Origin of the sequence: Streptomyces sp. NPDC002018, from assembly GCF_042890865.1 — a bacterium.
Lineage (GTDB): Bacteria > Actinomycetota > Actinomycetes > Streptomycetales > Streptomycetaceae > Streptomyces.
In genome coordinates, this window is the sequence record NZ_JBIASO010000017.1 from 24419 (window position 1) to 48156 (window position 23738).

A 23738-nucleotide genomic window follows, 5' to 3' on the forward strand; every position below is an offset into this window, starting at 1 on the left:
CGCGACGTGTCGTACCACGAGAGCCACCAGCCCGACGAGATCCACGGGGACCGGCGGCCCCACCGCCGTTCCGGCCGGAGAACACTCACCGTCGCGGTCGCCGCGCTGGTGCCGGGCGCGCTGGCGGGGTGGCTGGTCTGGCAGGTCATGAGCGGACCGGACGGCGGGGAGCCACCCGCCGACACGGTGGCCGGTGCCTCCTCGGGCGCGTCCTCGGGTACCTCCTCGGGCGCCTCGTCCGGCGCGTCCTCCTCCGGCGCGTCCACCGCCCCGTCCCCGCCGGCCGGTGCGCGCTCCAGCTCTCCGAAGCCGTCCGGCGCGGCGGGCGGCGTGCACGACGACGTCCCGGGGAGCGCGGAACCGGACGGTCCCGCGGCGCACGGACCGCTCGCGGGAAAGGTCGTCGTGATCGACCCCGGGCACAATCCCCGCAATCGCGAGCACGCCACCGAGATCAACGCCCAGGTGAATATCGGAACGACGAGCAAGGAATGCGACACCACCGGCACCTCCACCGACGACGGTTATGCCGAGGCCGCATTCACCCTGGACGTCTCCCACCGGCTGCGCGCCCTGCTCCGGAAACTCGGCGCGACGGTCGTCCTCACCCATGACAACAACCGCCCGTTCGGCCCGTGCGTCGATGAACGCGCCCGTATCGGCAACAAGGCGAAGGCCGATGCCGTGATCTCCGTGCACGCCGACGGTTCCGCGCCCGGAAACCGTGGATTCCATGTCATTCTTCCCGCTTCGGTGAAGGGCGGACAGGCGGACACCCGCGCCATCGTCGCCCCGTCACGCGAACTCGGCGAACGCGTCGTCGGCAATTTCCTGCGGGAGACCGGCACCGCCCCCGCCAACTACCTCGGTGGCGGTACGGGGTTGGACGTACGCAAGGACCTCGGCGGACTGAATCTGTCGAAGGTCCCCAAAGTCTTCGTCGAATGCGGCAATATGCGCGATGCGCACGACGCGGCCCTGCTCACCGACCCGAAGTGGCGCCAGAAAGCAGCCAAGGGGATGGCGGATGGAATCAGGGGATTCCTTGTGAAGTGACCCTGAATGCCCGATCACCATTCGACCGCCACCCCGGTCGGCAACCGATCACCGGCGATCACCGGCCAATCACCGGCCAATCACCGGCCGACCGGAACGCGCGCCGGGTAACAGGGCTGATACCGCGTCCGATACCGGGCAGACGACCCGATCGGGCAGACGATACATTCATCCGTACGATAGGGAGCCGCCCCCGAGCTTCGCACCGCGCACCGCCGGACAGCGGCGGTCGCGTCGACCGCCCCGACGAGACGACAACGAAGGACTTTTCACGTGAACATCCGCTCCCTCACTCGAGGCGACGGCGTGGTGATCGGAGCAGCGGTGTTGCTGTTCATCGCCTCGTTCCTCAATCTGTACGAGTCCAGCGCGTTCGGGTCGGCCAACGCCCCCAACGCCTGGGACTCACTGGGCACCGTGATGAGCATCCACCTGGCCGGGGTCATCGCCGCGGCACTGATCGTCACCGCCCGCGCGCTGCCGCAGCCGCGCAGGATCGTGGGGCTCGACCTGGGGCAGTTCGGTGTCGCGCTGGCGGTCTTCGCGGCGTGGACGGCGCTCTGGTCGCTGATCGGTCTGGACGGTATCGACGCGGGCAGCGGTCTGATCCTCGGCTTCATCGCGGCGCTGATCCTGGCCGCCGCGGCCATCGCCACTCCGCTCGTACCGCCGCTGAAGGCGCCCCTCCTGGGCGCGCCCAGGCCGCGGACCCCGCAGCCGTACGGCGGGCAGCCGGGCAACGCCGCCGGACAGGGCTACGGCTACCCGGGCGGCCAGCAGCCGTACGGTACGCAGGGCCAGTCCCAGCCGTACGGGGCCCAGGGCGGGCAGCCGGGACAGTCCGGCGCGTTCGGCGGCGGTCAGCCGCAGTCGGGCCAGACCGGTCAGCCGGCGCCGGGCGGCGCCGCTCCGGCCGGGGACTTCGCCCCGTTCTGGTTCGCGGTGCCGGTGGCCCGTCCGCTGTTCGGTGAGGACGGCTCGCAGTCGCCCATCGCCGAACTGGCGCCGGGTACCTGGTATCTCGCGGTCGAGCAGCGCGGCTCCGGTCTGGTGGCCCAGACGCAGGACGGCCGTCGAGGCGTCCTCCAGGACACCTCGGGCATCCAGCGCGGCTGACACACACCGACAGCCGGCTGACCACGCGGTCGCACCGCGCGCGGGCGCGTCGTCGCCCGTCGCCCGTCGCTGGGAATCCGGCATCCGGCATCCGGCATCTGGCATCCACGACAACGGCCTCTCGCCTCCGGCGGGGGGCCGTTGCCATGGCCGCGCGATGGTGCGACGGGACGCGACGGGGAGCGGTGGGGAGCGGCCGTCGGGAGGCCGCCGTACGAGCGAGCCAGGCACGTGCAGGACGCGGGGACCGTGCCCGTCAGCCGAAGGACGCCCGTTCCAGCCAGAAGTCGAGCAGCTTCGCGTCGCCCAGCACCTCGACCAGTTCGCTGTCGGCGGGCAGCCGCCGGTAGAAGACCCGCAGCACCTCCGTCAGCGGGCCACGGAGCGCGACCGTCGCCTTCTCGTGCCCGCGCCGCCAGGTGAAGCCGTCCTCACCGAACTCGATCAGCCACTCGGCGCCCGCCGCGCCCGCCGTGGTGGCGGTGTCCGTCGCGTGCAGATGGATACTGCGTCCCGCGCCGCGCAGCTCGGCCGCCTCCGGGTCACCGGCCGCCTGGGCGAAGGCGACGCACTGGAGCCACTCGTCGATCGCGTCGGCCGCGACCACGGGATCGACGTCGTACGCCACCCCCGCGGCGAGTGCCGCGTCGGCCCGGTGGATCACCGTCTCGTGGGTCATCCGGCGTGCCCAGAAACCGGCGTTCCGCTCCCAGCCCCAGCTCCACACGGCGGTCTCCGGAGCGACCGCCCGGAAGGTGGCGGCGGTCTCCTCCGCCCCCCGCGCCAGCCAGGCGTCCAACGCGGCCGGATCGGAGTCCCCGGGACCCTCGAAGTCCGGCACCTGGTCGTCGGGGACCTCTTCCTCCGCCCGTGTCCGTACCATCGTCCCGGCCCAGCGGTGCGCCTGGCCCACATGCCGGGCGAGCTGCCCCAGGGTCCAGTCGGGGCAGCTCGGTACGGTCACGGAGAGATCGGCGCCGGCGAGGGTGGCCCTCAGCCGGTCGGTCTGCTCCACGATCTCGTCGCAGTAGCGGTCGTGTCCCAGAAGCGTCATAGGCCGCACCCTAGGTACCCGGGCGCCCCGCGGCCAGCGGTTATAGCGGCCGACGGCCGCGCTCGGCCCCGGCTCGGCCCCCGCTCAGCCCCGGCTCGGCCGCGGCTCAGCCTCGGCCGAGCTGCGACACCGGGGGGACCTTGTCCTTCACGACGGCGCCCGCGCTGCTGCCCGCGCCCTTCACGTCGTTGATGACCGTCTCGACCATGCCGACCTCCGCGCTCCCCGCCTCGCCCTTGCCGAACTTGGCGCCGAGCCCCCTGAGGGACGCTATCCCGGCGGCGAGCGGTGCCACCGCCTTGGCGAGCAGCGGATCCCCCTGGGCGCTCTCGGACGCCGCCGTGAGCCGGTTGTACGCGAAGGTGCCCGCGAGACCGGCCTTGATCAGGGCGTACGTCCGGTTGGTCGCGCCCTCCTCGAACAGGCCGGCGCGGTACGGCTCGACGATCCACCGGTAGGCGGCGCCCGCCGCGAGACCGGCGTGGGCGGCGAATCGGCTCCTGGCGAACGTCCGCGCCTGAGCCTCCTGAGCCTCCTGAGCCTCCTGAGCTCGCGTCCGATCCTGTGCCTGTGCCTGTTCCTGCGCCTGCGCCCGTGCCGAAGCGGACGCGGCGACAGACGCGGAACGCGACGCCTCCGCCGCCGATGCGGCCCGCCCTCCCGCACCGTCGTGGTCGTCACCGCCGCACGCGGCCATGGGCAGTACCAGCGCGCAGCTCACCAGCAGCGCCAGGACGGCGCGGCGTATCGGACCGCTGGTGGTGGAGTGGGCCTTGAGGGACACGGCGGACCTCCCTGGCGGACTGCCTGAAGCGTCACGCCGCCGCCGTACCCCCGCCACCCGGAGGGGGCCGTCCGGGTTTCACTCGCGCACGACCGGCAACACGGTGGACATGTCCTCACGTCATCGCAGTGGAAGTGGCTCCGCGGCGACGGTCATCATGCTCGTCGCGGACATCATGGCCTTCATCCTGGGCCTGTGGATCCTGATGTACCTGCTGGACGCCAACCGCGCCAACGACCTGGTCGAGTTCGTCCAGGACGCGGCACGCTGGCTGGCCGGCTGGTCCTACGACCTGTTCACCTTCGACGAGGCATGGGCGCGTGTCGTCTGCGGTTACGGTCTCGCCGCCGTCGTCTATCTGCTGATAGGCCACGGGATCGCCGGCCGGGTGCGGCGCCTGTGACCGACGGGCTCCGGCCCGCCTCCTCGGTGGCCGCCCGGCCCACCACTCCGGTGGCGGCCGCCCGGCCCCCTTCCCCGGTGGCCGGTGACCCGTCTCAGCGGCAGTCGGGGCAGCCGGGCTCCAGCCCGCGCGGCAGCCTCTCGCCGCCGAACACGGCGGTGGTCGCCTCGTCCCCCCCGAGCGCGGCCACCGCCAGCAGCAGTGAACCCGCCGTCCAGGTGGTCAGTTCCTCCGGCCAGACGGTGCGGTCGCCCTCGAAGACATAGCCCGTCCAGTACATCCCGCCCTCGGCGCGCAGATGCTGGATGGACTGGAGTACCTCCAGCGCCCGGTCGGACTCGCCCATCACCCACAGCGCCAGCGCGAGTTCACAGCTCTCGCCGCCGGTCACCCAGGGATTGGGCGCGACACAGCGCACCCCGAGCCCCGGCACGACGAAGCGGTCCCAGCCGGCCTCGATCCGCGCCGTGGCCTGCGCCCCCGTCACCGCGCCGCCGAGCACGGGGTAGTACCAGTCCATGGAGTAGCGGCTCTTGTCGAGAAACCGCTCGGGATGGCTGCGGATCGCGTGTCCGAGCGCTCCCGCCGCCAACTCCCAGTCGGGCTGCGGCTCCTCACGTTCCTCCGCGATCGCGAGCGCGCAGCGCAGCGCCTGGTGCACGGACGAACTCCCGGTCAGCAACGCGTCGTCGACGGGCGTGCCGTCCGCCTCCCGCTTCCAGCCGATCTGCCCGCCGGGCTGCTGGAGCGCGAGGACGAACTCGACCGCCGCGTGCACCACGGGCCACATCCGGTCGAGGAACGCGTCGTCGCCGGTGGCCAGATAGTGGTGCCAGATGCCGACGGCGGCGTACGCGACGAAGTTGGTCTCGCGGCCCAGGTCGCCGGGCACGGCGACGGTGTGACCGGGACCCGCGCCGTCGGTCCCCGCGGGGTCCCGGTAGGCCGCGTACCAGGAGCCGTCCTCGTTCTGGTGCCGGGCGAGCCACTCGTACGCCCGTGTCGCCGCGCCGTGTTCACCCGCCGCGTCCAGCGCCATGGCCGCCTCGACATGGTCCCAGGGGTCGAGATGGTGGCCGCGGAACCACGGGATCGCCCCGTCCCGGTGCTGTACGGCGAGAATGCCGGCGACGGTCTCGGCGGCCTGGGCCGCGGTGAGCACACCGGGCAGGACGAGATGTTCCGTGGCGTCGGGCCCACGGCTGGGCAAGGTCACTGGGCGTCCGCCAGGGGAAGACGGGTGTCCGCCACCGGAAGAGGTTCGTCCCCCACGGGAAGACGGGCGTCCGCCACCGGAAGAGGTTCGTCCCCCACGGGAAGGCGGGTGTCCGCCGCCGGAAGGGGCGGGGCCGCCGCGGGAAGACGCGGCTTGGTCGCGTAGACCACGAAGCTCTTGCCGACCACCGGGTTGAGCAGCCGCTCGGTGACGCGGGTGGCGGCGGGCTTCTTCATGATGTCCCAGACCAGCAGCTTGTGGTACGCGCGGACGGGCAGCGCCTTGTCGTTGTCCACCCCGAACGCGCACTTGAGCCACCAGTACGGCGCGTGCAGCGCGTGCGCGTGGTGGGTGCCGTACGGCTTGAGCCCGGCCTCCCGGATCCTGCCGAGCAGTTCGTCCGCCTTGTAGATGCGGATATGGCCGCCCTCGACCTCGTGGTACGCGTCGGACAGCGCCCAGCACACCTTCTCCGGGCCGTATCTCGGCACGGTGACCGCGATGCGCCCGCCGGGCCGCAGCACCCGGACCACCTCGGCGAGCACTCCCTTGTCGTCCGGGATGTGCTCCATCACCTCGGAGACGATGACGACGTCGAACGACCCGTCGGGGAAGGGGAGATGGTGCGCGTCGCCCTCCATCGCGGTGGCGGTGGCGCCCCGCGGGGCCTCCCCTGCCTCCTTCATGGCGGCGAACCACCTGGCCACCTCGCGGATCTCCTCGCCGTTCCGGTCGAGCGCCACGACCTGGGCGCCCCGCCGGTAACACTCGAAGGCGTGCCGGCCCGCGCCGCACCCCAGATCGAGCACACGGTCGCCCGCGGCGAGCGGGAAGCGGGTGAAGTCCACGGTCAGCACTGGGTCGTCCTGCTTTCGCGGTCGGGGTACGGCGTACGGCGTACGGGTACGGCGGGGGTCACGGCGTCGTGGGCACGGCACAGGGCTACGGCGTCGGCTTACGGCATTCGGGCTCACGGCATTCGGGCTTACGGCATTCGGTTACGGCATCGGGCTCACGGCATTCGGGCCTACGGCGTCGGGGCCGCGGCGCGGGCGCCCCGGCGCCGGGGGCGGGGCCGGGACCGGGGCCGCCGGTCCGGTCCGGCGCTGGCCTGCCGGGCGATCTCGGCGCGGTACAGCTCGGCGGTGCCCCGGGCGGCCTGGGCCCAGGTGAACCGGGACAGCACCCGCTCCCGCCCCGCCGCGCCCAGCCGGGCACGCAACTCCGCGTCGCCGAGCAGCCGTCCCAGCGCGGCGGCCAACGCGCCCGCGTCGCCCGGCGGTACGGCCAGACAGGTCTCCCCGTCCGCGCCCGCGACCTCGGGGATGGCCCCGCCGGTGGTGGCGACGAGGGGCGTGCCGGTGGCCATCGCCTCGGCGGCGGGCAGCGAGAACCCTTCGTACAGGGACGGCACACAGGCGATCTGCGCGCCGCGCACCAGCGCCACCAGCTCGGTGTCGGAGACGCCCTTGACGAACTCGACGGCGCCGTCGAGTCCGTAGCGTTCGACGGCCTGCGCGACCGGTCCCGACTCCGGGCGCTTGCCGACGACGACGAGATGCGCGTCGGGGCGCTCGGTGCGGAGCTTGGCGAGGGCCTCGACCAGATGGACGAGGCCCTTGAGCGGGGCGTCGGCGCTGGAGGTCGTGACGATGCGGCCGGGTATCACGGGCACGGCCGGGTCGGGCGAGAACAGCTCGGTGTCGGCGCCGATGTGGACGACGGCGATACGGTCCGCCCGTACCCCGAGCTGGTCGGTGATCTCCTGCTTCGAGGAGCCGGAGACGGTGAGGACGGAGGGCAGCCGCCGCGCGACGCGCCCCTGCATCCGGGTGAAGCCGTACCAGCGGCGTACGGAGGCCCGTCTGCGCCAGTCCTCGGCGGCGTCGAGGTCCAGCCGCCGGTCGACGGTGATGGGGTGGTGGATGGTGGTGACCAGTGGTGCGCCCAGGTCGCCGAGGAGTCCGTAACCGAGCGTCTGGTTGTCGTGGACGATGTCGAACTGCCCGGCGCGGGCGGCGAGATGGCGCCGGGCGCGCAGCGAGAAGGTCAGCGGCTCGGGAAAACCGCCGGTCCACATGGTGGCGACCTCAAGGGTGTCGATCCAGTCGCGGAACTCGTCGCGCTTCGGGGTGCGGAAGGGGTCGGGCTGCCGGTAGAGATCGAGGCTGGGCAGCTCGGTGAGCGGTATGCCCTCGTCGAGTACGGGGTAGGGCTGGGCGCCGATCACCTCGACGCGGTGTCCGAGGCGGGCGAGTTCACGGGAGAGATGGCGGACGTAGACGCCCTGTCCACCGGAGAACGGGTTGCCCTTGTAGCTGAGGAGTGCGATGCGCAGGGGCCGGTCATCGTCCGCGCCGCCGCCCGCCGGGCCCGCCGGGACCGCCCGCCGCACCGACGCTGCGGGGTCCGTCGGGTCCGTCGGGTCTGCCGGGTTCGTCGGGGGCGCACTGTTCGCCGGGGCTACGGTGTCCGCGAGGGCCGCGCCGGCCGCGCCGTCCACCGAGGCCGCGCTGTCCGCCACGACCGAGCTGTCCGTCGGGGCGGGCCGGACGCCGAGGGACCTCGGGGGCCGTCGGGACCGTGCTCCGGTGCCCGCCTCCATGGCCTCAGCGGTCACTCTCGGCCCCCTTCTCACTGCGCTCGCCGCGTTTCGCCGGAGCGTAACCGCTGGCGCCAATCTAGAACAAGTTTCAGACTTGTTCGCTCACAGGTTCCGAATTTACCGGCAAGTAGCGTCGCTAGTACCGGCCGGATCGGGTGATTCGCGCCACCACGCGCGCCCTGCCATGCTGTGCGGTCCGGGAGGCGGGGAGGCGCGATGGAGTGGGACGGGCGACAGATGACAGTGGAAGCCGGACCGGCACCGGCCTCGCTGACACAGCGTCAGGCGGCCCGCCGCCGCCGCATCCTGGCCGCCACCCACCAACTGGCCTGCGGGGGCGGCTTCGACGCCGTACAGATGCGTGAGGTCGCCGAGGAGGCAGGCGTCGCGCTCGGCACGCTCTACCGCTACTTCCCGTCCAAGATCCATCTGTTGGTCGCCACGATGCAGGACCGGCTGGACCATCTCCACGCCACCCTCCGCGAACGCCCGCCCAGCACCGCCGACCCCGCCGCCCGGGTCGCCGAGACCCTGATGCGCGCCTTCCGCGCCCTCCAGCGCGACCCCCACCTCGCGGACGCCATGATCCGCGCCCTGACCTTCGCGGACCGCAGCGTGAGCCGTGAGGTGGACGAGGTCTCCCGCCGTACGACCGCGATCATCCTCGACGCCATGGCCCCGGCCCCGGCCGGGACATCCCCCACCCCGGCCCAGCTCGCCGCGGTCCGCGTCATCGAACACACCTGGCACGCGACCCTGATCACCTGGCTCTCCGGCCGGGCCTCCATCGCCCAGGTCGAGGCCGACATCGAAACGGCCTGCCGCCTCATCGACCTCCCGCCACCGCCCCGGCCTTGAGGGGCCGTCGCGGCAACGGGAACGGGAACGGGAACGGGAACAGGGGAAACGCACACCGACGGAAGGCGTTCACACGGTATGGCTGTCGTCCACAACACCACCATGACACCCGGCAAGCTGGAGCTTCTCGCGTCCTGGCTCCCCTCCCAGCCGTGGTACGTCGGCACAGGGCGCGAGCCGGACCTGTCCAGGGCCGGCGGCTTCCGGCTCGACGACCCGCAGGGCGAGGTGGGCATCGAGTTCATGGTGGTCACGGACCGGTCCGGCGACCGGCCTGTCTCCTACCATGTGCCGCTCAGCTACCGCGGGGCACCGCTCGACGGGGCCGACGAGGGCCTCATCGGCACGTCGGAGCACGAGGTCCTGGGACGGCGATGGGTGTACGACGGGACCCACGACCCGGTGGTCGTCGCCCAACTGCTCGCCCTGTTCCAGGGCCGCGCCGAGCCGCAGGCCCAGAACGCCACCGACACCCGCGACGCCTCCGTGACCGCGCACTTCACCGGCACCGCCTTCCCGACGGAGGCCGGGCCGACGGCCGTCGTCAACGGACCCGACGGCACCCACCTCGTCCTGGCCCCCGAACCCGGCGCCGACCCGGACACCACGCCACCGGTCCTGCCGACCCTCCGCCTGACCCGCGTCCTCGCCGCGGACCACCGGCCCCCCGCCCAGGCCCCGGCCGAGCCCCACGGCCACCTCACCGCCCCCTGGCGCCTCCCCGACGGCACCGAAACCCGAGCCCTCTTCGCCACCCTCCACCCCCCAACCCCCTGACCCCCGGGCCCCCAGACCCGCAGTCCCGCAGCGGGCCGAGCGACGCGACCGGCACACGGGCGCCTTCGCCCGCACGAAGGCGCCCCGCACACCGAGCCGTCAACTCGCGAGGGCCTCGCCCAATCGCGTGCGGGCCGTACCCGGAAGTACCAGACGCAGAGCCTCGGCCCGGGACCGGACCAGGCCGTCGCGGTACGCGTCCGGCAGACGTTCCCAGACGGAGACCGCCCTGTCGGCCGCCGCTGCCGGATCTCCGTCCGCGTGCAGGCAGGTCGCGGCGTCCATCTCCAGCAGGGCCCGTGTCATCACGGACGGGGAGCGGGTGAGGGCGAGGGCCGCTTCCTGTTCGGCGTACGCCTCGCGGGTACGGCCCATGAGGGTGAATGCCTGCGAGAGATGAACGTGGTGCTTCTGGAGGGGATATCCGAACCACGTGTCGGCGGCCTGGCCGCCGTCCAGCCGCTCGGCGATGCGGCGGGCATCCGCGACCGAACGCAGAGCGCTCCGCCGGTCGCCGACCGAGGCAAGAGCCCGAGCCGTGACGGCGGCGGCCAACGCGGCGGCGGCGGACGGTGCCTGTCCGGCCTCCGCACGGGCCCGGACAGCAAGCTCTGCCGCGGCCTTCGGAGCGCCGTAGTTGAGCGGGACCATCGCATGCCGTGCCAGGGCCCAGGCGAGCATCCGCCGGTCACCGGACTCCCGCGCCGCCCGCTCGGCAGTGGCGAACCAGCCATGGGAGTCACGCTGGTCACTGCGGTCGTGCTGGATGATCGCCACCAGACCGGTGATCCCGGCCGCCGTTCGGGCCAGATCCGCCCGCGTCGCGGAGGCATGAGGGCGGCTCAGAACCTCCCGCAGCAGTTCGAGGTCGCCCCTCATCCGCGCCAGGACGACAGCCGGGGGACGGCCGCGGTAGCCGCCCCGGTGCCGCTCGAACGCCCCGTCGAGGTAGGCGAGATCACCGGCATCGGAGCCGGACAGCGCCGCGTCGATGCCCTGCCGCGTCTCCGTGATACCGGGCAGCCCCCTCACCCCCGTCGCCAGTGCCGCCACGCCGATAAACCGCCGTCGGTCCACGCCCGCACCCTCCTCTCCCCCCTCGCGAACCCAGCGCCTGGTCCTCGCGAGTGCGGCCGGCCGACTCCCGGACAGCTCGCAGAAACCGACCCCATCTGGTCCCATTCTGCCCGGATTTGGTGATCGACTCGCTCCACCGGTCGCCTCCTGACGGTTCCGGGCGCGCCCGTGCGACCGGGCCGTGTGGCGGCCGGGCGTGGGTGTGGCGTGTACGGGGCCTGGGGAGAGGCCTCCGTACACGCCACGGGTCGGCGGGGCCGGCGGGTGCCGGGCGGGCCGGGTTACTTGAAGCGGACGACCTGGGGGTCGTGGTCGCTCGCCTGGTCGGCGAACTCCGCGTTGATGTGGACCACGTCGTACACGGGGTTCTTGATGCCCTTGCTGACCAGGATGTGGTCCAGCGTCTGGGAGTTGCCGTCGTACACGTAGCTGTAGCGCTCGTTCTTCGGCAGCGTGTTGATCAGGTCCTTGAGGACCTTCTTCGTCAGCACGTCGAGCGGCGCGGAGAACTGGTAGTCGTTGATGTCACCGAGGACGACGACCTTGGCGTTCTTGTCCTTGTCGAGCAGATCGGCGACGAAGGTGTTGACCTCCTTGGCCTGGGCCAGGCGCTGTGTCTCCGAGCTCAGTGTCGGCGGCTGGAACCGCCCGTGGACGGGGTGGTCACCGCCCTTGGAGTTGAAGTGGTTGCCCACGACGAAGACCTGCGAGCCACGGAACCAGAACTCGCCGACGAGCGGCTTGCGGCTGCTCGCCCAGGCGCCCGAGGTGGGGTTGATCCGGCCCGGGGAGACGGACAGGGAGATGTCCGCGTCCTTCTCGCCGGAGGTGACGACCTCCACACCGGTGGTGGCGTCGCCGCCCGGACGGTCCACGAAGGTGACCCGCAGCGGGTTGTAGAGGAAGGACGTACGGATGTTGCCGCCCGGCTCACCGCCGTCGGTCTTGTCCTGCGGGTCGACCGAGCGCCACTCGTACGCCGGGCCGCCCGCCGCCTTGATGGCCTCGATGAACGTGGCGAGGGTCTGGTCGGCCGCGACCGTGCCGTCGTCCTTCGCGCCGTTGTTGTCCTGGATCTCCTCCAGGCTCACGATGTCCGGCGACGCGAGGTGCTTGACGATGCCCTGGGCCAGCCGGTCGAACTTGTCCCGCGGGTCCGTGGGGTCGAGGTTCTCGACGTTGTACGTGGCGACGGACAGCTCGTCGGCGCTGCCCTTCTCCGCCACCTCCGGCTCGATGCCGCCCTTGGTGACCGCGCCGAGGGCGGTCGCCTGGATGCTGTAGCCGCCGTAGGTGCCGTAGTCGACCGGACCGGTCGCGCCCTTGAGGGTGTCGCCCACATCGGCCGTCGGCCGGTCGGCGGTCAGCGCGGTGACCAGCAGCCGGCCCGGGTTCGGGTCGTCGTAGTCGGTGTAGATCACACCACCGCGCGGGGTCGGGTTCTTGGTGGGCTTGGTGGTGATCCAGGTCTCGCCGTACGAGTTGGAGGCACCGACCACCCGGCTGTCGCCGACCTGGACGACCATGCCCTCGCGGGACTCCAGCCAGTCCAGCGCGTACACGGTGGGCTGGAGCGTCAGCGGCTCAATGCTCGCGCCCGCCGCGCTCGGGGCGTAGTCCTTGGGCAGGGTCTTGGCGTCGACCAGTTCGACCGAGGGCACCGCGTGGCCGGAGGACAGCACGACGGTGGTCGGGCCGCTCAGCTCGGTGAGGGACTGCGCGCCGGACGAGGTGCCGCCCGGGTAGTACTCGACGACCCTGGCGGAGACCAGGACCGAGTCACCGGCCTTGACCTGCGGGGTGGTCGAACCGGTGAAGACGAAGACGCCCTCGCTGGTGACCGGGTCGTTGTCGGGCCGCGGGTCCTGGATCCAGAAACCGCGCGAGGAGCCCGTGGAGCGAACGCCGGTGACCACACCGGGAACGTTGGTGACGGCCTTGTCCGCGTGCGGGGAGAGCCGGGTGTTGCCCTGGATGTCGTGGATCCGCAGCGGACCCGGGGTGGGGTCGGGCGTGGGCGGGTCCGTGGGGTCCGTGGGGCCCGTAGGCGTGGGCGTGGGTGTCGGGTCCGGGCCCGGCTCCCCGCCGCCACCCGTGGTGTTACGGGGGCTCGGCGTGGACGCGGCCAGGTCGGCCGCGTTGTTGTCGGTGTCGGTGAGGGCGGCGCCCCGGGAGACCGAGGCGGTGTTGCTCGCGCCCGGGACCGGCGAGGTCTCACGGACCGTGGCGGTACCGAAGCCCACCAGGTCCTTGATGGTGCCGTCGGCCGCGCAGTCGGCGGCGGTGACGCACGCCAGCGCGGTGGTGGAGTGGACGAGAGCCACCGTGCCGCTGGTCCCCGACAGGGCGATGGCGCCGGAGGCGTCCGGGGTGGGCAGCGCGGTGGTGCCGCCGGTGCCCTTGCTCTCGGCGACGAGGTAGCTGCCGCCCGCCGGGATCGCGCCGGTCAGCTCGGTGACCTGCCACTTGCTGCTGGCGGTCGGAGCACCGGGCAGATACTGCACGGACCAGCCGGTGAGGTCGAAGGAACCGCTGCCGGCGTTGCCCAGTTCGATGAAGTCGTTGGTGAGAGTGGCGCCGGAGTTCCCGCCGCCGCCGTAGACCTCGGCGATCACGGCGTCGGACGACGGGGCCGCCTGCGCGGTGAACGGAAGCGCGATGAGCGTTCCGACCAGGCCGACGGGGAGCGCCAGGGCGATACGCCTGGCACGCCGACCGCGCAGGGCCGGAGGTATGGAAGGGGGCACGATGGGCTCTTTCTTCTACGTGTTCTCTCGGGTGCTTTCTCGCGTGCTCACGTGGCCGCGTGCTCGCCTGCGTGCTCTCGGTACGGGTACAGGTACAGGTACAGGTACGGGGACGGGTACGGATACGCGCGTGACGGTGCGGACAGGGCATGCGGGAGTGGTACGAGAAGCCTGAAAGTCGGCTCAAGATACGCGCGTAGACAGGGTGCCAACAAGAGGGCGCGCACCGCAACGGACAAGTGTTTCCCTACTGTTCGCCGTACTTGACCCGACTGTCGGACGACATGGCGTGCCGCTTGGGGAGATGTCGGATTCGCGGGGGCGCGGCCCTCGGAGCGGCGGGGGTACGGACCGGGGAACGGGAGGAGAGATACGCCCGACGGTGGAGTGGGGTACGCGGCCGATAGAGTAGGCGGGTCGTCATCATGCCCGTACGGGGGAAAGCCGGTGCGAAACCGGCGCTGACCCGCAACCGTGAGCCGCCGTTCCCGACGGCGCAGCCGGAACGCCCCGTACGCGCTCGTGACCGGCTCGTGCCACCGGAAACCGCCGGTGGCCGGCAACGTCGAGGATTACGGGGCCGGAGTCAGGTGCCCAGTGCCGTGACCGGCAGGGCCGGCCCGCCGCGAGGGGGCGGGGCTCGCCGGGAGGGGTGGTGGTGTGCCCACGCCGGCTCCCGCAGGAGAGGCCCAGCCCGCCATGACCACCGTCCGCCGCTGCGCAGCGGCGCTCGCCGCAACCGCCGTGCTCTGTGTGGCCACCGCTCCCGCCGCCGTGGCGGGAGGCGATGTACCGGCCGCCCCCGGCTCCCCGGCTTCCCCCGGCTCCCCGGTCTCCCCCGGCTCCCCGGCTTCCCCGGACCCCGACGGCGGCTCCGCCTCCGGCTCCCCTTCCAACTCCCCCTCCAACTCCCCCTCCGGCGCCTCCCCCGGCGCCTCGCCGTCCACGGATCCCTCCCCCGCCGCGCCCGTGCCGTCCCCCGCGCCCGTCACCCTCCCGCCGGGGCTGTACGGCGAGAAGGACCCCACCTACGACGGGGTGTGGCGCCAGTCCCTGGCGATGCTGGGGCAGTTCGCGGCGGGTGTCCGCCCGGCGGACCAGGCCGTCACCTGGCTGAAGGGCCAGCAGTGCGCCGACGGCGCCTTCCCCGCGTACCGTCCCGACCCCGCCGCGCCCTGCGACGCGAAGACGGCGGTCGACTCCAACTCCACCGCCGCCGCGATGCAGGCGCTCGCCACGCTCGGCGGCCAACGGCCCGCCATACAGAAGAGCATGGAGTGGCTCAGGTCCGTACAGAACAAGGACGGCGGCTGGGGATATCTCCCCGGCACCCCGACGGACGCGAACTCCACCTCCCTGGTGATCGGCGCGCTGACCACCTTCGGGGTACGGCCCAGCTCGATGCGGTCGTCCGAGGGCAGGAACGCCTATGACGCGCTGGTCGCCCTCGCGATCCCGTGCGACGCCGGATCGGGCGCGGACGCCGGGGCGTTCGCGTACCAGCCGGACAAGGCGGGGAAGCTGACCGCCAATGACGACGCCACCGCGGCGGCCGTGCTCGGCGGGCTCGGCAAGCGGATGATGGCCTGGCCGGTGGAGGCCGGCCCCGCGCCGTCGTGCGTGCCGGCGAAGGACCCCGGCCCCGAGCGGGCCGCACGCAACGGCGCCGCCTATCTGGCCTCCGCGCTCGCCGCGACCGGGCATCTCGACCAGCCCCCGCTGCCCGGCGCCGACGACACCGACCCGCTGCCGGACACCGGCAACACGGCGGACGCCGTCGTCGCGCTGACGGCCGCCGGATACGGGGACCAGGCGTCGGGCGCCCTGGAGTGGCTGAAGCGGAACGCCGCTGCCTGGGCACGGGAGAACGGGCCCGCGGCCTACGCACAGCTCATCTTCGCCGCCCATGCGACGGGCACGGACCCGCGCGACTTCGGCGGGATCGACCTGGTGGGGCAGCTGAACGCGACGGGGCCCACGCCGAAGCCCATGCCCTCCACCACCGCTCCGGCCGCCGCCACCGTCAGCAGCGGGAACAGCGGCCGTGACCAGGGACTCCTGTGGATCCTCGGGGCCGGAGCGATCGCCTGCGCCGGTATGGGGTTCCTGCTCAACGGCCGCAGGAAGACCCGGCAGCCGTGATCGTGATCCGCGCCCGACGGCCCGGACGCCCTGCCGGGCGGCGCACGGACCCCCGGCCGCCCGGACGCCCGTCCACGGGGAATACGGACACCCGGTCCGGACGCCCCGCCACCGGGAACACGGGCCCCTGGTCCGGACGCCCGGCCGGGCCGTGCCGTACGGCGCGCGCGGACACCTCGGCCGCGCGCCCCGGTATCCGTTCGCGGCTCTCGGCGCTCGCCGTTCTGACCGTCTGCCTCGCCGCCGGTGTCCTCGGTACGGGGAACGCCCTGGGTACGGAGAACTCCCAGGCGGCAGGGAACGCCCAGGGGACGGGGAACACCCAGGGGACGGGGAACGCCCAGGCCGCGGAGAACGCCCAGGCGGCGGGCTACCGTTACTGGTCGTTCTGGGAGAGCGACGGCGGCACCTGGACCTATGCCACCGAGGGCCCGGCCACGGCCCGGCCCGCCGACGGCACCGTCACGGGCTTCCGTTTCTCGGTGAGCGCGGACAGCGCGGACGCCTCCCGGCCGCGCCGCGCAGCGGACTTCACCGCGATCTGCGGTGCCACCCCCGAGCGCGACGGCCACAAGCGGATCGCCGTGGTCGTCGACCCCGGTACGGCGGCCGATGCCCCGGCCGGTGAACGGCCGCCCGCGCTCCGGGCCGGGTGCGCCCGGCTCGGCGAGGACGCGACCGCCGCCGAGGCGCTCGCGGCGGTGGCCAAGCCGCTGCGCTACAGCGGTGAGGCCCTGCTCTGCGCGATATCCGGCTATCCGGCGTCGGGATGCGGCGAACAGGTGGCGGAGCGTGACACGGACGCCACCTCGGCGCCCACGACCACTCCGGCGCCCACGAACGACACGAACGACACGACCGCCCCGGCTCCCGGCGAAGGCTCCGGCGACCCGAAGGCCGGGACCGGGGCCGGGACCAATGCCGGGGCCGACGCCGGAACGGCGGCTCGCGACACCGCAGAAGACGGCTCGGACGACGGCGGAGGCCCGGCCGTCGGTCTTCTCGGCGGAGCCGCCGCCGTGCTCGTGCTGGCCGCCGCCGGTCTCCGGCAGGCCCGCCGCCGACGCGGATGAGCCGCACCCGATGACCCGCGCGGCACACCGCACCGCACCTCGCACCGCATACCGCACCGCACACGGTTCCGGGAGGCGCGCCCAGAGCCCTTCCGGGAAGGGGTTCGGGAAGGGGTTCGGGAAGGGGTTCGGGGAGGGGCCCGGAAAGCGTTCCGCCGCGCTGCGCGCGCCCGAGGCGAACCGTTCCAACGCCCTGCCCGCCGGGGCCTGGTGGCTGTGGGCCCTCGGGCTGGCCACCGCCGCGTCCCGTACGGCCAACCCCCTGCTCCTCGCGCTGCTCACCGGCGTCGCGGGCTATGTGGTGGCGGCCCGCCGCACGGACGCGCCCTGGGCCCGTTCGTACGGCGCGTTCCTCAAGCTCGGCCTGGCCGTGATCGTGATCCGGCTGCTGTTCTCGGTCGTCCTCGGCTCCCCGGTCCCCGGCTCGCTCACTCTGTTCACGCTGCCCGAACTGCCCCTGCCCGACTGGGCGGTGGGGGTACGGATCGGCGGCCGGGTGACGGCCGAGCAGCTTGTCTTCGCGCTGTACGACGGTGCCAAGCTGGCCACCCTGCTGATCTGTGTCGGCGCCGCGAACGCGCTGGCCAACCCGGCGAGGCTGCTCAAGTCGCTGCCGGGCGCGCTGTACGAGGCCGGGGTCGCCGTGGTCGTGGCCATGACCTTCGCACCCACCATGGTCGCCGATGTCGTACGACTGCGCACCGCACGCAGACTGCGCGGGCGGCCGACCGGCGGGATCGGGGCGCTCCTCCAGATCGGACTGCCCGTGCTGGAAGGGGCGCTGGAACGGTCGGTCGCCGTCGCGGCCTCGATGGACGCCCGGGGATACGGACGTACGGCCCATGTACCGCCCGCCGTACGGCACACCACCACCGCCCTCACCCTCGGCGGGCTGCTGGGGGTCTGCGCGGGCTCGTACGGACTGCTCGCCGCGGCGGGCGCGGAGTACGGGCTGCCGCTGCTGGTCGCGGGGCTCGTCGCGGCGGTGGCCGGGCTCCGGCTCGGCGGCCGGCGCTCCGTCCGTACCCGCTACCGCCCCGACCGCTGGGGGGTACGCGCCTGGCTGGTCGCCGGGTCGGGCGCGGCCGTCGCCGCGCTGATGATCCGCGCGGGCGCGGTCGATCCGGAGGCGCTGCACCCCGGGGTGGTGCCGCTGGTGGCACCGACGCTGCCGCTGTGGCCTGCGGCGGGGGTGCTGCTCGGACTGCTGCCGGCGTTCATCGCCCCCGTACCACCGTCAACACCCCCCGTACCACCGCCGCCACCTCCACCGTCCGTCCTACCGGCGACAACCGCACCGCCCGCACCGCCCGCACCGCCCGCACCGCCCGCACCGCCCGCACCGCCCGCACCGAAGGAGACCGCCCCGTGATCCGATTCGAGCGGGTGTCGGTGACCTACGGGGATGCCTCCGCGCCCGCGATCAGCGGCGTCGACTTCGCCGTGCCCGAGGGCGAACTGGCCCTGCTCGTCGGCCCCTCCGGGGTCGGCAAGTCGACGCTGCTCGGTACGGTCTCCGGTCTCGTCCCGCACTTCACCGGCGGCATCCTGCGCGGCCGGGTGACCGTCGGCGGCCGTGACACCCGTACCCACCGGCCGCGTGAACTCGCCGATCTCGTCGGGACGGTGGGGCAGGACCCGCTCGCCCACTTCGTGACCGACACGGTGGAGGACGAACTCGCCTACGGCATGGAGTCGCTGGGTCTGGCGCCCGATGTGATGCGGCGCAGGGTCGAGGAGACGCTCGATCTGCTGGGTTTGGCGGAGCTGCGCGACCGGCCGATCGCCACGCTCTCCGGGGGTCAGCGGCAGCGGGTCGCGATCGGCTCCGTACTGACTCCGCACCCCAGGGTGCTGGTGCTCGACGAGCCGACATCGGCGCTGGACCCCGCGGCGGCCGAGGAGGTGCTCGCGGTGCTGCAACGGCTGGTGCACGACCTCGGTACGACGGTGCTGCTGGCCGAACACCGGCTGGAGCGTGTGGTGCAGTACGCGGACCGGGTCGTCCTGCTGCCGGGCCCCGGGCTGGCCCCGGTCGTCGGGGAACCCGAGCGGATCATGGCCGTCTCACCGGTGTATCCGCCGGTGGTGGCGCTGGGTCGGCTGAACGGCTGGGACCCGCTGCCGCTCTCCGTACGGGACGCCAGGCGCAGGGCGGCCGGGCTGCGGGACCGGCTGGCGGGACGCGAACCGGGGCCGTCGAACGGGGCGGTGGTGACGGCGGCGGCCGGGGAGACGGCCGCCGCGGCACCGGGCGGGGAGACCACCGCCGGGGCACCGGGCGGGGAACCGGCGGACACGGCGAGGGCCGGGGCGCTCGCGGGGGCGCGGCCCGCCGCCCGTAGCGCGCTCGCCAGGCTGCTGCCGCGCCGCCGCGCGGCCACGAAGAACGCGGCCACGAAGCACACGGCCACGCGCCACGCCGCCGCGTCCGGTGCGGCGCCCGGTGCGGCGCCCGGTGACGGCGGACCCTTCGCCGTCGTCACGGACCTCGCGGTACGGCACGGGCGGACCGAGGCGCTGCGCCAGGTGTCGCTGACCGTCGCGCCCGGCGAGACGGTCGCGCTGATGGGCCGGAACGGCGCGGGCAAGTCGACGCTGCTGGCCACCCTGGTCGGCATGGTCGCGCCTGCTTCCGGCACGGTGCTCGTCGGCGGCCGCACCCCGCACCGGACCCCGCCGCGCGAGCTGATCCGTGAGGTCGGTCTGGTGCCGCAGGAGCCACGCGATCTGCTCTACGCCGACACGGTCGCCGCCGAGTGCGCGGCGGCGGACGGTGACGCGGGGGCGGCTCCCGGCAGTTGCCGTGCGCTGGTGCGCGCACTGCTGCCGGATGTGGCGGACGGTACGCATCCGCGCGATCTGTCCGAGGGGCAGCGGCTGGCGCTCGCCCTCGCCGTCGTCCTGACCGGGCGCCCGCCGCTGGTGCTGCTGGACGAGCCGACACGCGGTCTGGACTACGCGGCGAAGGCCCGGCTGGTCCGGGTGCTGCGGGCGCTCGCGGCCGAGGGGCACGCGATCGTCCTGGCGACCCACGATGTCGAACTGGCGGCGGAACTGGCCCACCGGGTGGTGATCCTGGCCGACGGCGAGATCGTGGCGGACGGCCCGACGGCCCGGGTGGTGGTCTCGTCCCCGGCGTTCGCACCGCAGGTCGCGAAGGTGATGGCACCCCAGGAGTGGCTGACGGTGACGCAGGTCCGTACGGCGCTGGAGGCGCTGGAGGCGCTGGAGGCGCTGAACGAGCAGAAGACGCCGAAGGAACCGGAATCGCCGGACGAGCCGGAGAGGCCGCACAGGACGGAGAGGCCGCACAGGACGGAGAAGTCGCTCAGGGCGGAGAAGCCGCGCGGTCCCCAGGCGTCGCCGACGGCCGAGGGGGCGGAGTGACACCACCGGCCCCGCAGGCGCGCGCCGTACGGCTCGGCCCGCGCGCCGTCTGCGCTCTCGCCCTCATCAGCGCGATCGGGGTGGCCGCCTTCGGCTGGCCGCTGCTCGCCGACTCGTCGTCCGGGCTCGCGCACTCCCAGGACGCGCCCTGGCTCTTCGCCGCGCTGCTCCCGCTCCTCGTGGCCGTCGTGGTCGCGACGATCGCGGACGCCGGTCTGGACGCCAAGGCCGTGGCGATGCTGGGAGTGCTGGCGGCGGTGGGCGCGGCCCTGCGTCCGCTGGGCGCGGGCACGGCGGGGCTGGAGCCCATGTTCTTCCTGATGGTGCTGAGCGGACGGGTCCTGGGGCCGGGGTTCGGCTTCGTCCTCGGGTCGGTCACCATGTTCGCGTCCGCGCTGCTGACGGGCGGGGTGGGGCCGTGGATGCCGTTCCAGATGCTGGCGATGGGCTGGTTCACGATGGGCGCGGGACTGCTGCCGGGCCCCGACCGGCTGCGGGGGCGCGGTGAGCTGCTGATGCTCGCGCTGTACGGGGCGTGCGCGGCGTTCGCGTACGGCACGGTCATGAACCTTCAGGGGTGGACCACCATCGGCGGGCTCGGCGGACTCTCCTCCGGTGTCTCCTTCCACCCCGGCGATCCGCTCCAGGAGAATCTGGTCCGGTTCCTCGCCTACTGCGCGGCGACCTCGCTCGGCTGGGACCTGGGCCGGGCCGTCCTGACGGTCGTCCTGACGCTGACCATCGGCGCGACGGTGCTCAAGGCGCTGCGCCGGGCGACCCGCAGGGCGGCGTTCGACGCGGAGGCGGTCTTCGGGGAGACGGCCGTCGGGGAGGCAGTCGTCGGGGAGGCAGTCGTCGGGGAGGCGGCCTCCGAGGCGCCCGCCCCGCCCACCGTGAAGCCGACCGAACAGCGCTGAGAGCCACCCCAACCGGCCCCCCGACCAGCCACCCCGACCAGCCGGACCCCTCAACCGGTCCCGGCGAATCAGCACCCGCCGCCCCCCGCCGCCCCCCGTCGGCCCCCGCCGGCCCCCGGCGGCCCCCGGCGGATCACCACCTGCCGGTCCCGGCGGATCAGCCAACCGATCCGGGCGGATTCAGCCCGACGGCCCCGGCGGCCCCGTCGGCCCCGACGGCCCCGCCGGTACCTGCCGGGCCGTTTCCACGGCCCGGTCCTCGGGCGGCGCGCTCCGCCCCCTCGGGAACGGGTCCGCCCTCGTCACCGCCCGTGGCAGCAGCCTCCTCGGCCCCGCCAGCAGATACGTCAGCCCGAAGCCCGCGCCCACCACCGCCGCGCCGCCCGCCGCGTCCAGGACCCAGTGGTTGGCCGTGGCCACGATCGCGCAGACCGTGAACAGCGGATGGAGCAGACCGAGCAGTTTCATCCAGAGCCTCGGTGCCAGGACGACGATCACCAGACCGCACCACAGCGACCACCCGAAGTGCAGCGAGGGCATCGCCGCGTACTGGTTGGTGAGCGCGGTCAGCGCCCCGTAGTCCGGGTTCGTCAGGTCCTGCGGTCCGTGCACCGTGTCGATGAAGCCCATGCCCGGCATCAGCCGCGGCGGTGCCAGCGGATAGAACCAGAACCCGATCAGCGCGAGGACCGTGGCGAAGCCGAGCGAGGAGCGGGCCCAGCGGTAGTCGGCGGGCCTGCGGACGTACAGGACGCCGAGAATCGTGAGCGGCACCAGGAAGTGGAACGACGTGTAGTAGAAGTTGAAGAAGCTCTCGGCCCACCGCGCTTTCACGACCGCGTGGTTGATCCAGTGCTCGATGTCGATCCCGAGTGCCCGCTCGACGGAGATGACCTGGCGGCCGTGTTCCTCGGCGGCCTCCCGGCCCCCCGTGGCGGCGAGCCGGATATGGGAGTAGACGGAGTAGCCGACGCGGATGGCGAGCAGTTCCAGCAGCAGATTGGGGCGGCCGAGCAGCCGGCGCCAGAACGGCAGCAGCGGCACCCGGCTCCAGCGCGCGGGGACGGGCCGTGCGTACTCGGTCGGGACGGGCCGTTCGAAGTAGGGCGAGGCGCGTGCCAGGAACGGCACCGCGCAGGCCGCCGCCAGCGCTGCGATCAGCAGGATGTTGTCCCGCACCGGGTGGAGCGGCGCGATGTTCGGCAGCAGCATCTTCCCCGGCAGCGTCATCACCAGCACCACCACGGCCGGCCACACCAGCCGGTCCCTGGCGCGCGTACCGACGCGGCCGACGAGCGCCAGCAGCACCCACAGGAGCTGGTGCTGCCAGGCGGTCGGCGAGACCGCGATCGCGGCGCAGCCGGTCAGCGCCACGGCGAGCAGCAACTGCCCGTCCCGCGCGTAGCGGACGGCGCGGCGCAGCCCGGCCGTGACGACGGCCGCCGCCAGGACGAGGAAGAGCACGATCTCCAGGGGCCCCGCCAGCCCCAGCCGCAGCAGCGCGCCGTGCAGGGACTGGTTGGCGAGGCTGTCGGGACGTTCACCGAGGCCCGCGCCCGCCACATGGTGGATCCAGTACGCCCAGGAGTCCCCGGGCATCGCCGCCCAGGCCAGCGCGGTGCAGGCGGCGAAGGTCCCCGCCGAGGTCACGGCCGCCTTCTTACGGCCCGTCAGCCACAGCAGGGGCGCGAAGAGCAGGACGGCGGGCTGAAGGGCCGCGCCGATGCCCACCAGCAGACCGGAGCCGCGTTCCCCGCGTACGGCGAAGCAGCCGAGCAGCACCAGCAGAACGGGAATGATGCTGGTCTGGCCGAGATGGAAGCTGTTGCGTACCGGCAGGGACAGCATGAGCAGACTGATCGTGACCGGTGCGGCGAGCAGTCCGGTACGGCGTGAGACACGGCCGGGGAGGGCGCGGGCGGCCACGAGACCGAGCGCCACGACCAGCAGCAGTGTGCCGAGGGTCCAGGCGATGCCGAGGCTCTGTTCGGCCGAGCGCGCCAGCGGTTTGAGCACCAGCCCGGCGAACGGTGTTCCGGTGAATCTGCCGGTGTCGTACAGCGAGCCCGACACATGCAGGACGCCGTTGTCACCGATCCAGGTCTCCAGATCGGTGAGCCGTTCACCGGGCGGCTGTCTCAGCACCGCCGTCGCCTGTCTGACCGCCAGCACGGCGGCGACCAGCCACAGCACGGCGCGCGCCGCCCCGAACCCCGGTCTCGCCGCCCCCGCCGCCCCCGCTGCCGCCGCACCGCCGTGCACGCTGTGCTCCGCATTCACCACGCCGCGCCGACCCTCCGTCCGAAACCGCCGTCTCTGGGGCAAGAGCCTCGCACTGCCCCGCCGGGAAGACTCAGGCAACCCCCTCTTCGCCTGTCTGTCATCCCTGTTTTGGCTCAATGCCCCTGTCTTCCGGGTTTCCGCCGGACACGCGTCGATGCACGGCCGAGGCGTGTCCGGCGTACGGGACGGCAAACGAGCCGGAGGACGGGCGGGATGCGGGCGGCGAGCCGGGCAGGACCC

General features: G+C 73.3%; 17 protein-coding genes, 1 pseudogene and 1 riboswitch. Of the genes and pseudogenes, 10 read left to right on the top strand and 8 right to left on the bottom strand.

The annotated features are described in order from the left end of the window. Positions 1 to 6: 6 nt before the first annotated feature. Together ACFYYH_RS25210 and ACFYYH_RS25215 are read left to right on the top strand one after the other, a co-directional pair. Positions 7 to 1056, top strand: coding sequence for an N-acetylmuramoyl-L-alanine amidase (locus ACFYYH_RS25210; protein ID WP_388555177.1), 1050 nt, complete (start codon positions 7 to 9; stop codon positions 1054 to 1056). A 273-nt stretch (positions 1057 to 1329) separates the two neighbouring features. Next, positions 1330 to 2172: a DUF5336 domain-containing protein gene (locus ACFYYH_RS25215; protein ID WP_388555180.1), complete on the top strand. Its 843-nt coding sequence runs from the start codon at positions 1330 to 1332 to the stop codon at positions 2170 to 2172. A gap of 256 nt (positions 2173 to 2428) precedes the next feature. Here the strand turns inward: ACFYYH_RS25215 and ACFYYH_RS25220 are convergent, their stop codons facing one another. Together ACFYYH_RS25220 and ACFYYH_RS25225 are read right to left on the bottom strand one after the other, a co-directional pair. Then, a complete protein-coding gene (locus tag ACFYYH_RS25220) occupies positions 2429 to 3226 on the bottom strand; it encodes a maleylpyruvate isomerase family mycothiol-dependent enzyme (RefSeq protein ID WP_388555183.1) in 798 nt (265 codons plus the stop codon). 106 nt (positions 3227 to 3332) lie between these two features. Beyond that, positions 3333 to 3923 carry a hypothetical protein gene (locus tag ACFYYH_RS25225; protein ID WP_388555444.1) on the bottom strand — a complete coding sequence of 197 codons (591 nt, stop codon included), beginning with the start codon at positions 3921 to 3923 and terminating at the stop codon, positions 3333 to 3335. A gap of 196 nt (positions 3924 to 4119) precedes the next feature. Between ACFYYH_RS25225 and ACFYYH_RS25230 the strand changes: the two genes are divergently transcribed. After that, positions 4120 to 4413 (top strand): hypothetical protein, encoded by a 294-nt coding sequence (locus ACFYYH_RS25230; protein WP_388555185.1) that lies wholly within the window; start codon positions 4120 to 4122, stop codon positions 4411 to 4413. Between the two features lie 94 nt (positions 4414 to 4507). Here ACFYYH_RS25230 and ACFYYH_RS25235 read toward each other — a convergent pair whose 3' ends face one another. The 3 genes from ACFYYH_RS25235 to ACFYYH_RS25245 all read right to left on the bottom strand — a co-directional run bounded on the left by ACFYYH_RS25235 (position 4508) and on the right by ACFYYH_RS25245 (position 8249). After that, positions 4508 to 5623 carry a prenyltransferase gene (locus ACFYYH_RS25235; RefSeq protein ID WP_388555446.1) on the bottom strand — a complete coding sequence of 372 codons (1116 nt, stop codon included), beginning with the start codon at positions 5621 to 5623 and terminating at the stop codon, positions 4508 to 4510. A 2-nt stretch (positions 5624 to 5625) separates the two neighbouring features. Next, a complete protein-coding gene (locus ACFYYH_RS25240) occupies positions 5626 to 6486 on the bottom strand; it encodes a class I SAM-dependent methyltransferase (RefSeq protein WP_388555188.1) in 861 nt (286 codons plus the stop codon). A gap of 170 nt (positions 6487 to 6656) precedes the next feature. Beyond that, positions 6657 to 8249: a glycosyltransferase family 4 protein gene (locus tag ACFYYH_RS25245; protein ID WP_388555191.1), complete on the bottom strand. Its 1593-nt coding sequence runs from the start codon at positions 8247 to 8249 to the stop codon at positions 6657 to 6659. 222 nt (positions 8250 to 8471) lie between these two features. Between ACFYYH_RS25245 and ACFYYH_RS25250 the strand changes: the two genes are divergently transcribed. Beyond that, a complete protein-coding gene (locus tag ACFYYH_RS25250) occupies positions 8472 to 9092 on the top strand; it encodes a TetR family transcriptional regulator (protein ID WP_388555194.1) in 621 nt (206 codons plus the stop codon). A gap of 78 nt (positions 9093 to 9170) precedes the next feature. Next, the gene (locus ACFYYH_RS25255) at positions 9171 to 9869 is read left to right on the top strand and encodes a 1,4-alpha-glucan branching protein (RefSeq protein ID WP_388555196.1); all 699 of its coding nucleotides are present in this window, start codon (positions 9171 to 9173) and stop codon (positions 9867 to 9869) included. Between the two features lie 99 nt (positions 9870 to 9968). On the opposite strand, the gene ACFYYH_RS25260 is transcribed toward ACFYYH_RS25255, so the two are convergent. Then, positions 9969 to 10946, bottom strand: coding sequence for a transcriptional regulator (locus ACFYYH_RS25260; protein WP_388555199.1), 978 nt, complete (start codon positions 10944 to 10946; stop codon positions 9969 to 9971). A gap of 281 nt (positions 10947 to 11227) precedes the next feature. Then, positions 11228 to 13693, bottom strand: a complete 2466-nt coding sequence (locus ACFYYH_RS25265) for a lamin tail domain-containing protein (RefSeq protein ID WP_388555201.1) — start codon at positions 13691 to 13693, stop codon at positions 11228 to 11230. A gap of 437 nt (positions 13694 to 14130) precedes the next feature. After that, positions 14131 to 14204: riboswitch (cobalamin riboswitch) on the top strand. A gap of 188 nt (positions 14205 to 14392) precedes the next feature. On the opposite strand from ACFYYH_RS25265, the gene ACFYYH_RS25270 reads away from it, so the two are divergent. The 5 genes and pseudogenes from ACFYYH_RS25270 to ACFYYH_RS25290 all read left to right on the top strand — a co-directional run bounded on the left by ACFYYH_RS25270 (position 14393) and on the right by ACFYYH_RS25290 (position 21215). Next, the gene (locus ACFYYH_RS25270) at positions 14393 to 15835 is read left to right on the top strand and encodes a prenyltransferase/squalene oxidase repeat-containing protein (protein WP_388555204.1); all 1443 of its coding nucleotides are present in this window, start codon (positions 14393 to 14395) and stop codon (positions 15833 to 15835) included. A 269-nt stretch (positions 15836 to 16104) separates the two neighbouring features. Continuing rightward, positions 16105 to 16908: an SCO2322 family protein gene (locus ACFYYH_RS25275; protein ID WP_388555449.1), complete on the top strand. Its 804-nt coding sequence runs from the start codon at positions 16105 to 16107 to the stop codon at positions 16906 to 16908. Between the two features lie 10 nt (positions 16909 to 16918). After that, complete coding sequence (locus ACFYYH_RS25280) at positions 16919 to 18280, top strand: energy-coupling factor transporter transmembrane component T (protein WP_388555206.1); 1362 nt, start codon at positions 16919 to 16921, stop codon at positions 18278 to 18280. Next, a pseudogene (locus ACFYYH_RS25285) lies at positions 18277 to 20124 on the top strand (ABC transporter ATP-binding protein); the annotation flags it as partial. The gene ACFYYH_RS25280 and the pseudogene ACFYYH_RS25285, both read left to right, overlap by 4 nt. Before the next feature lie 170 nt (positions 20125 to 20294). Continuing rightward, entirely contained in the window at positions 20295 to 21215 is a 921-nt protein-coding gene (locus ACFYYH_RS25290; RefSeq protein WP_388555208.1) for an ECF transporter S component, read from the top strand. Between the two features lie 180 nt (positions 21216 to 21395). Here the strand turns inward: ACFYYH_RS25290 and ACFYYH_RS25295 are convergent, their stop codons facing one another. After that, complete coding sequence (locus tag ACFYYH_RS25295) at positions 21396 to 23498, bottom strand: bifunctional glycosyltransferase 87/phosphatase PAP2 family protein (protein ID WP_388555210.1); 2103 nt, start codon at positions 23496 to 23498, stop codon at positions 21396 to 21398. Positions 23499 to 23738: the final 240 nt, after the last annotated feature.

Bases quoted from the DNA above. Each gene is read 5' to 3' on its own strand.
- ACFYYH_RS25230 (WP_388555185.1), top strand. From the start codon at position 4,120: ATGTCCTCACGTCATCGCAGTGGAAGTGGCTCCGCGGCGACGGTCATC.
- ACFYYH_RS25225 (WP_388555444.1), bottom strand. From the start codon at position 3,923: ATGGCCGCGTGCGGCGGTGACGACCACGACGGTGCGGGAGGGCGGGCC.
- ACFYYH_RS25280 (WP_388555206.1), top strand. From the start codon at position 16,919: ATGACCCGCGCGGCACACCGCACCGCACCTCGCACCGCATACCGCACC.
- ACFYYH_RS25255 (WP_388555196.1), top strand. From the start codon at position 9,171: ATGGCTGTCGTCCACAACACCACCATGACACCCGGCAAGCTGGAGCTT.
- ACFYYH_RS25220 (WP_388555183.1), bottom strand. From the start codon at position 3,226: ATGACGCTTCTGGGACACGACCGCTACTGCGACGAGATCGTGGAGCAG.
- ACFYYH_RS25250 (WP_388555194.1), top strand. From the start codon at position 8,472: ATGACAGTGGAAGCCGGACCGGCACCGGCCTCGCTGACACAGCGTCAG.
- ACFYYH_RS25270 (WP_388555204.1), top strand. From the start codon at position 14,393: ATGACCACCGTCCGCCGCTGCGCAGCGGCGCTCGCCGCAACCGCCGTG.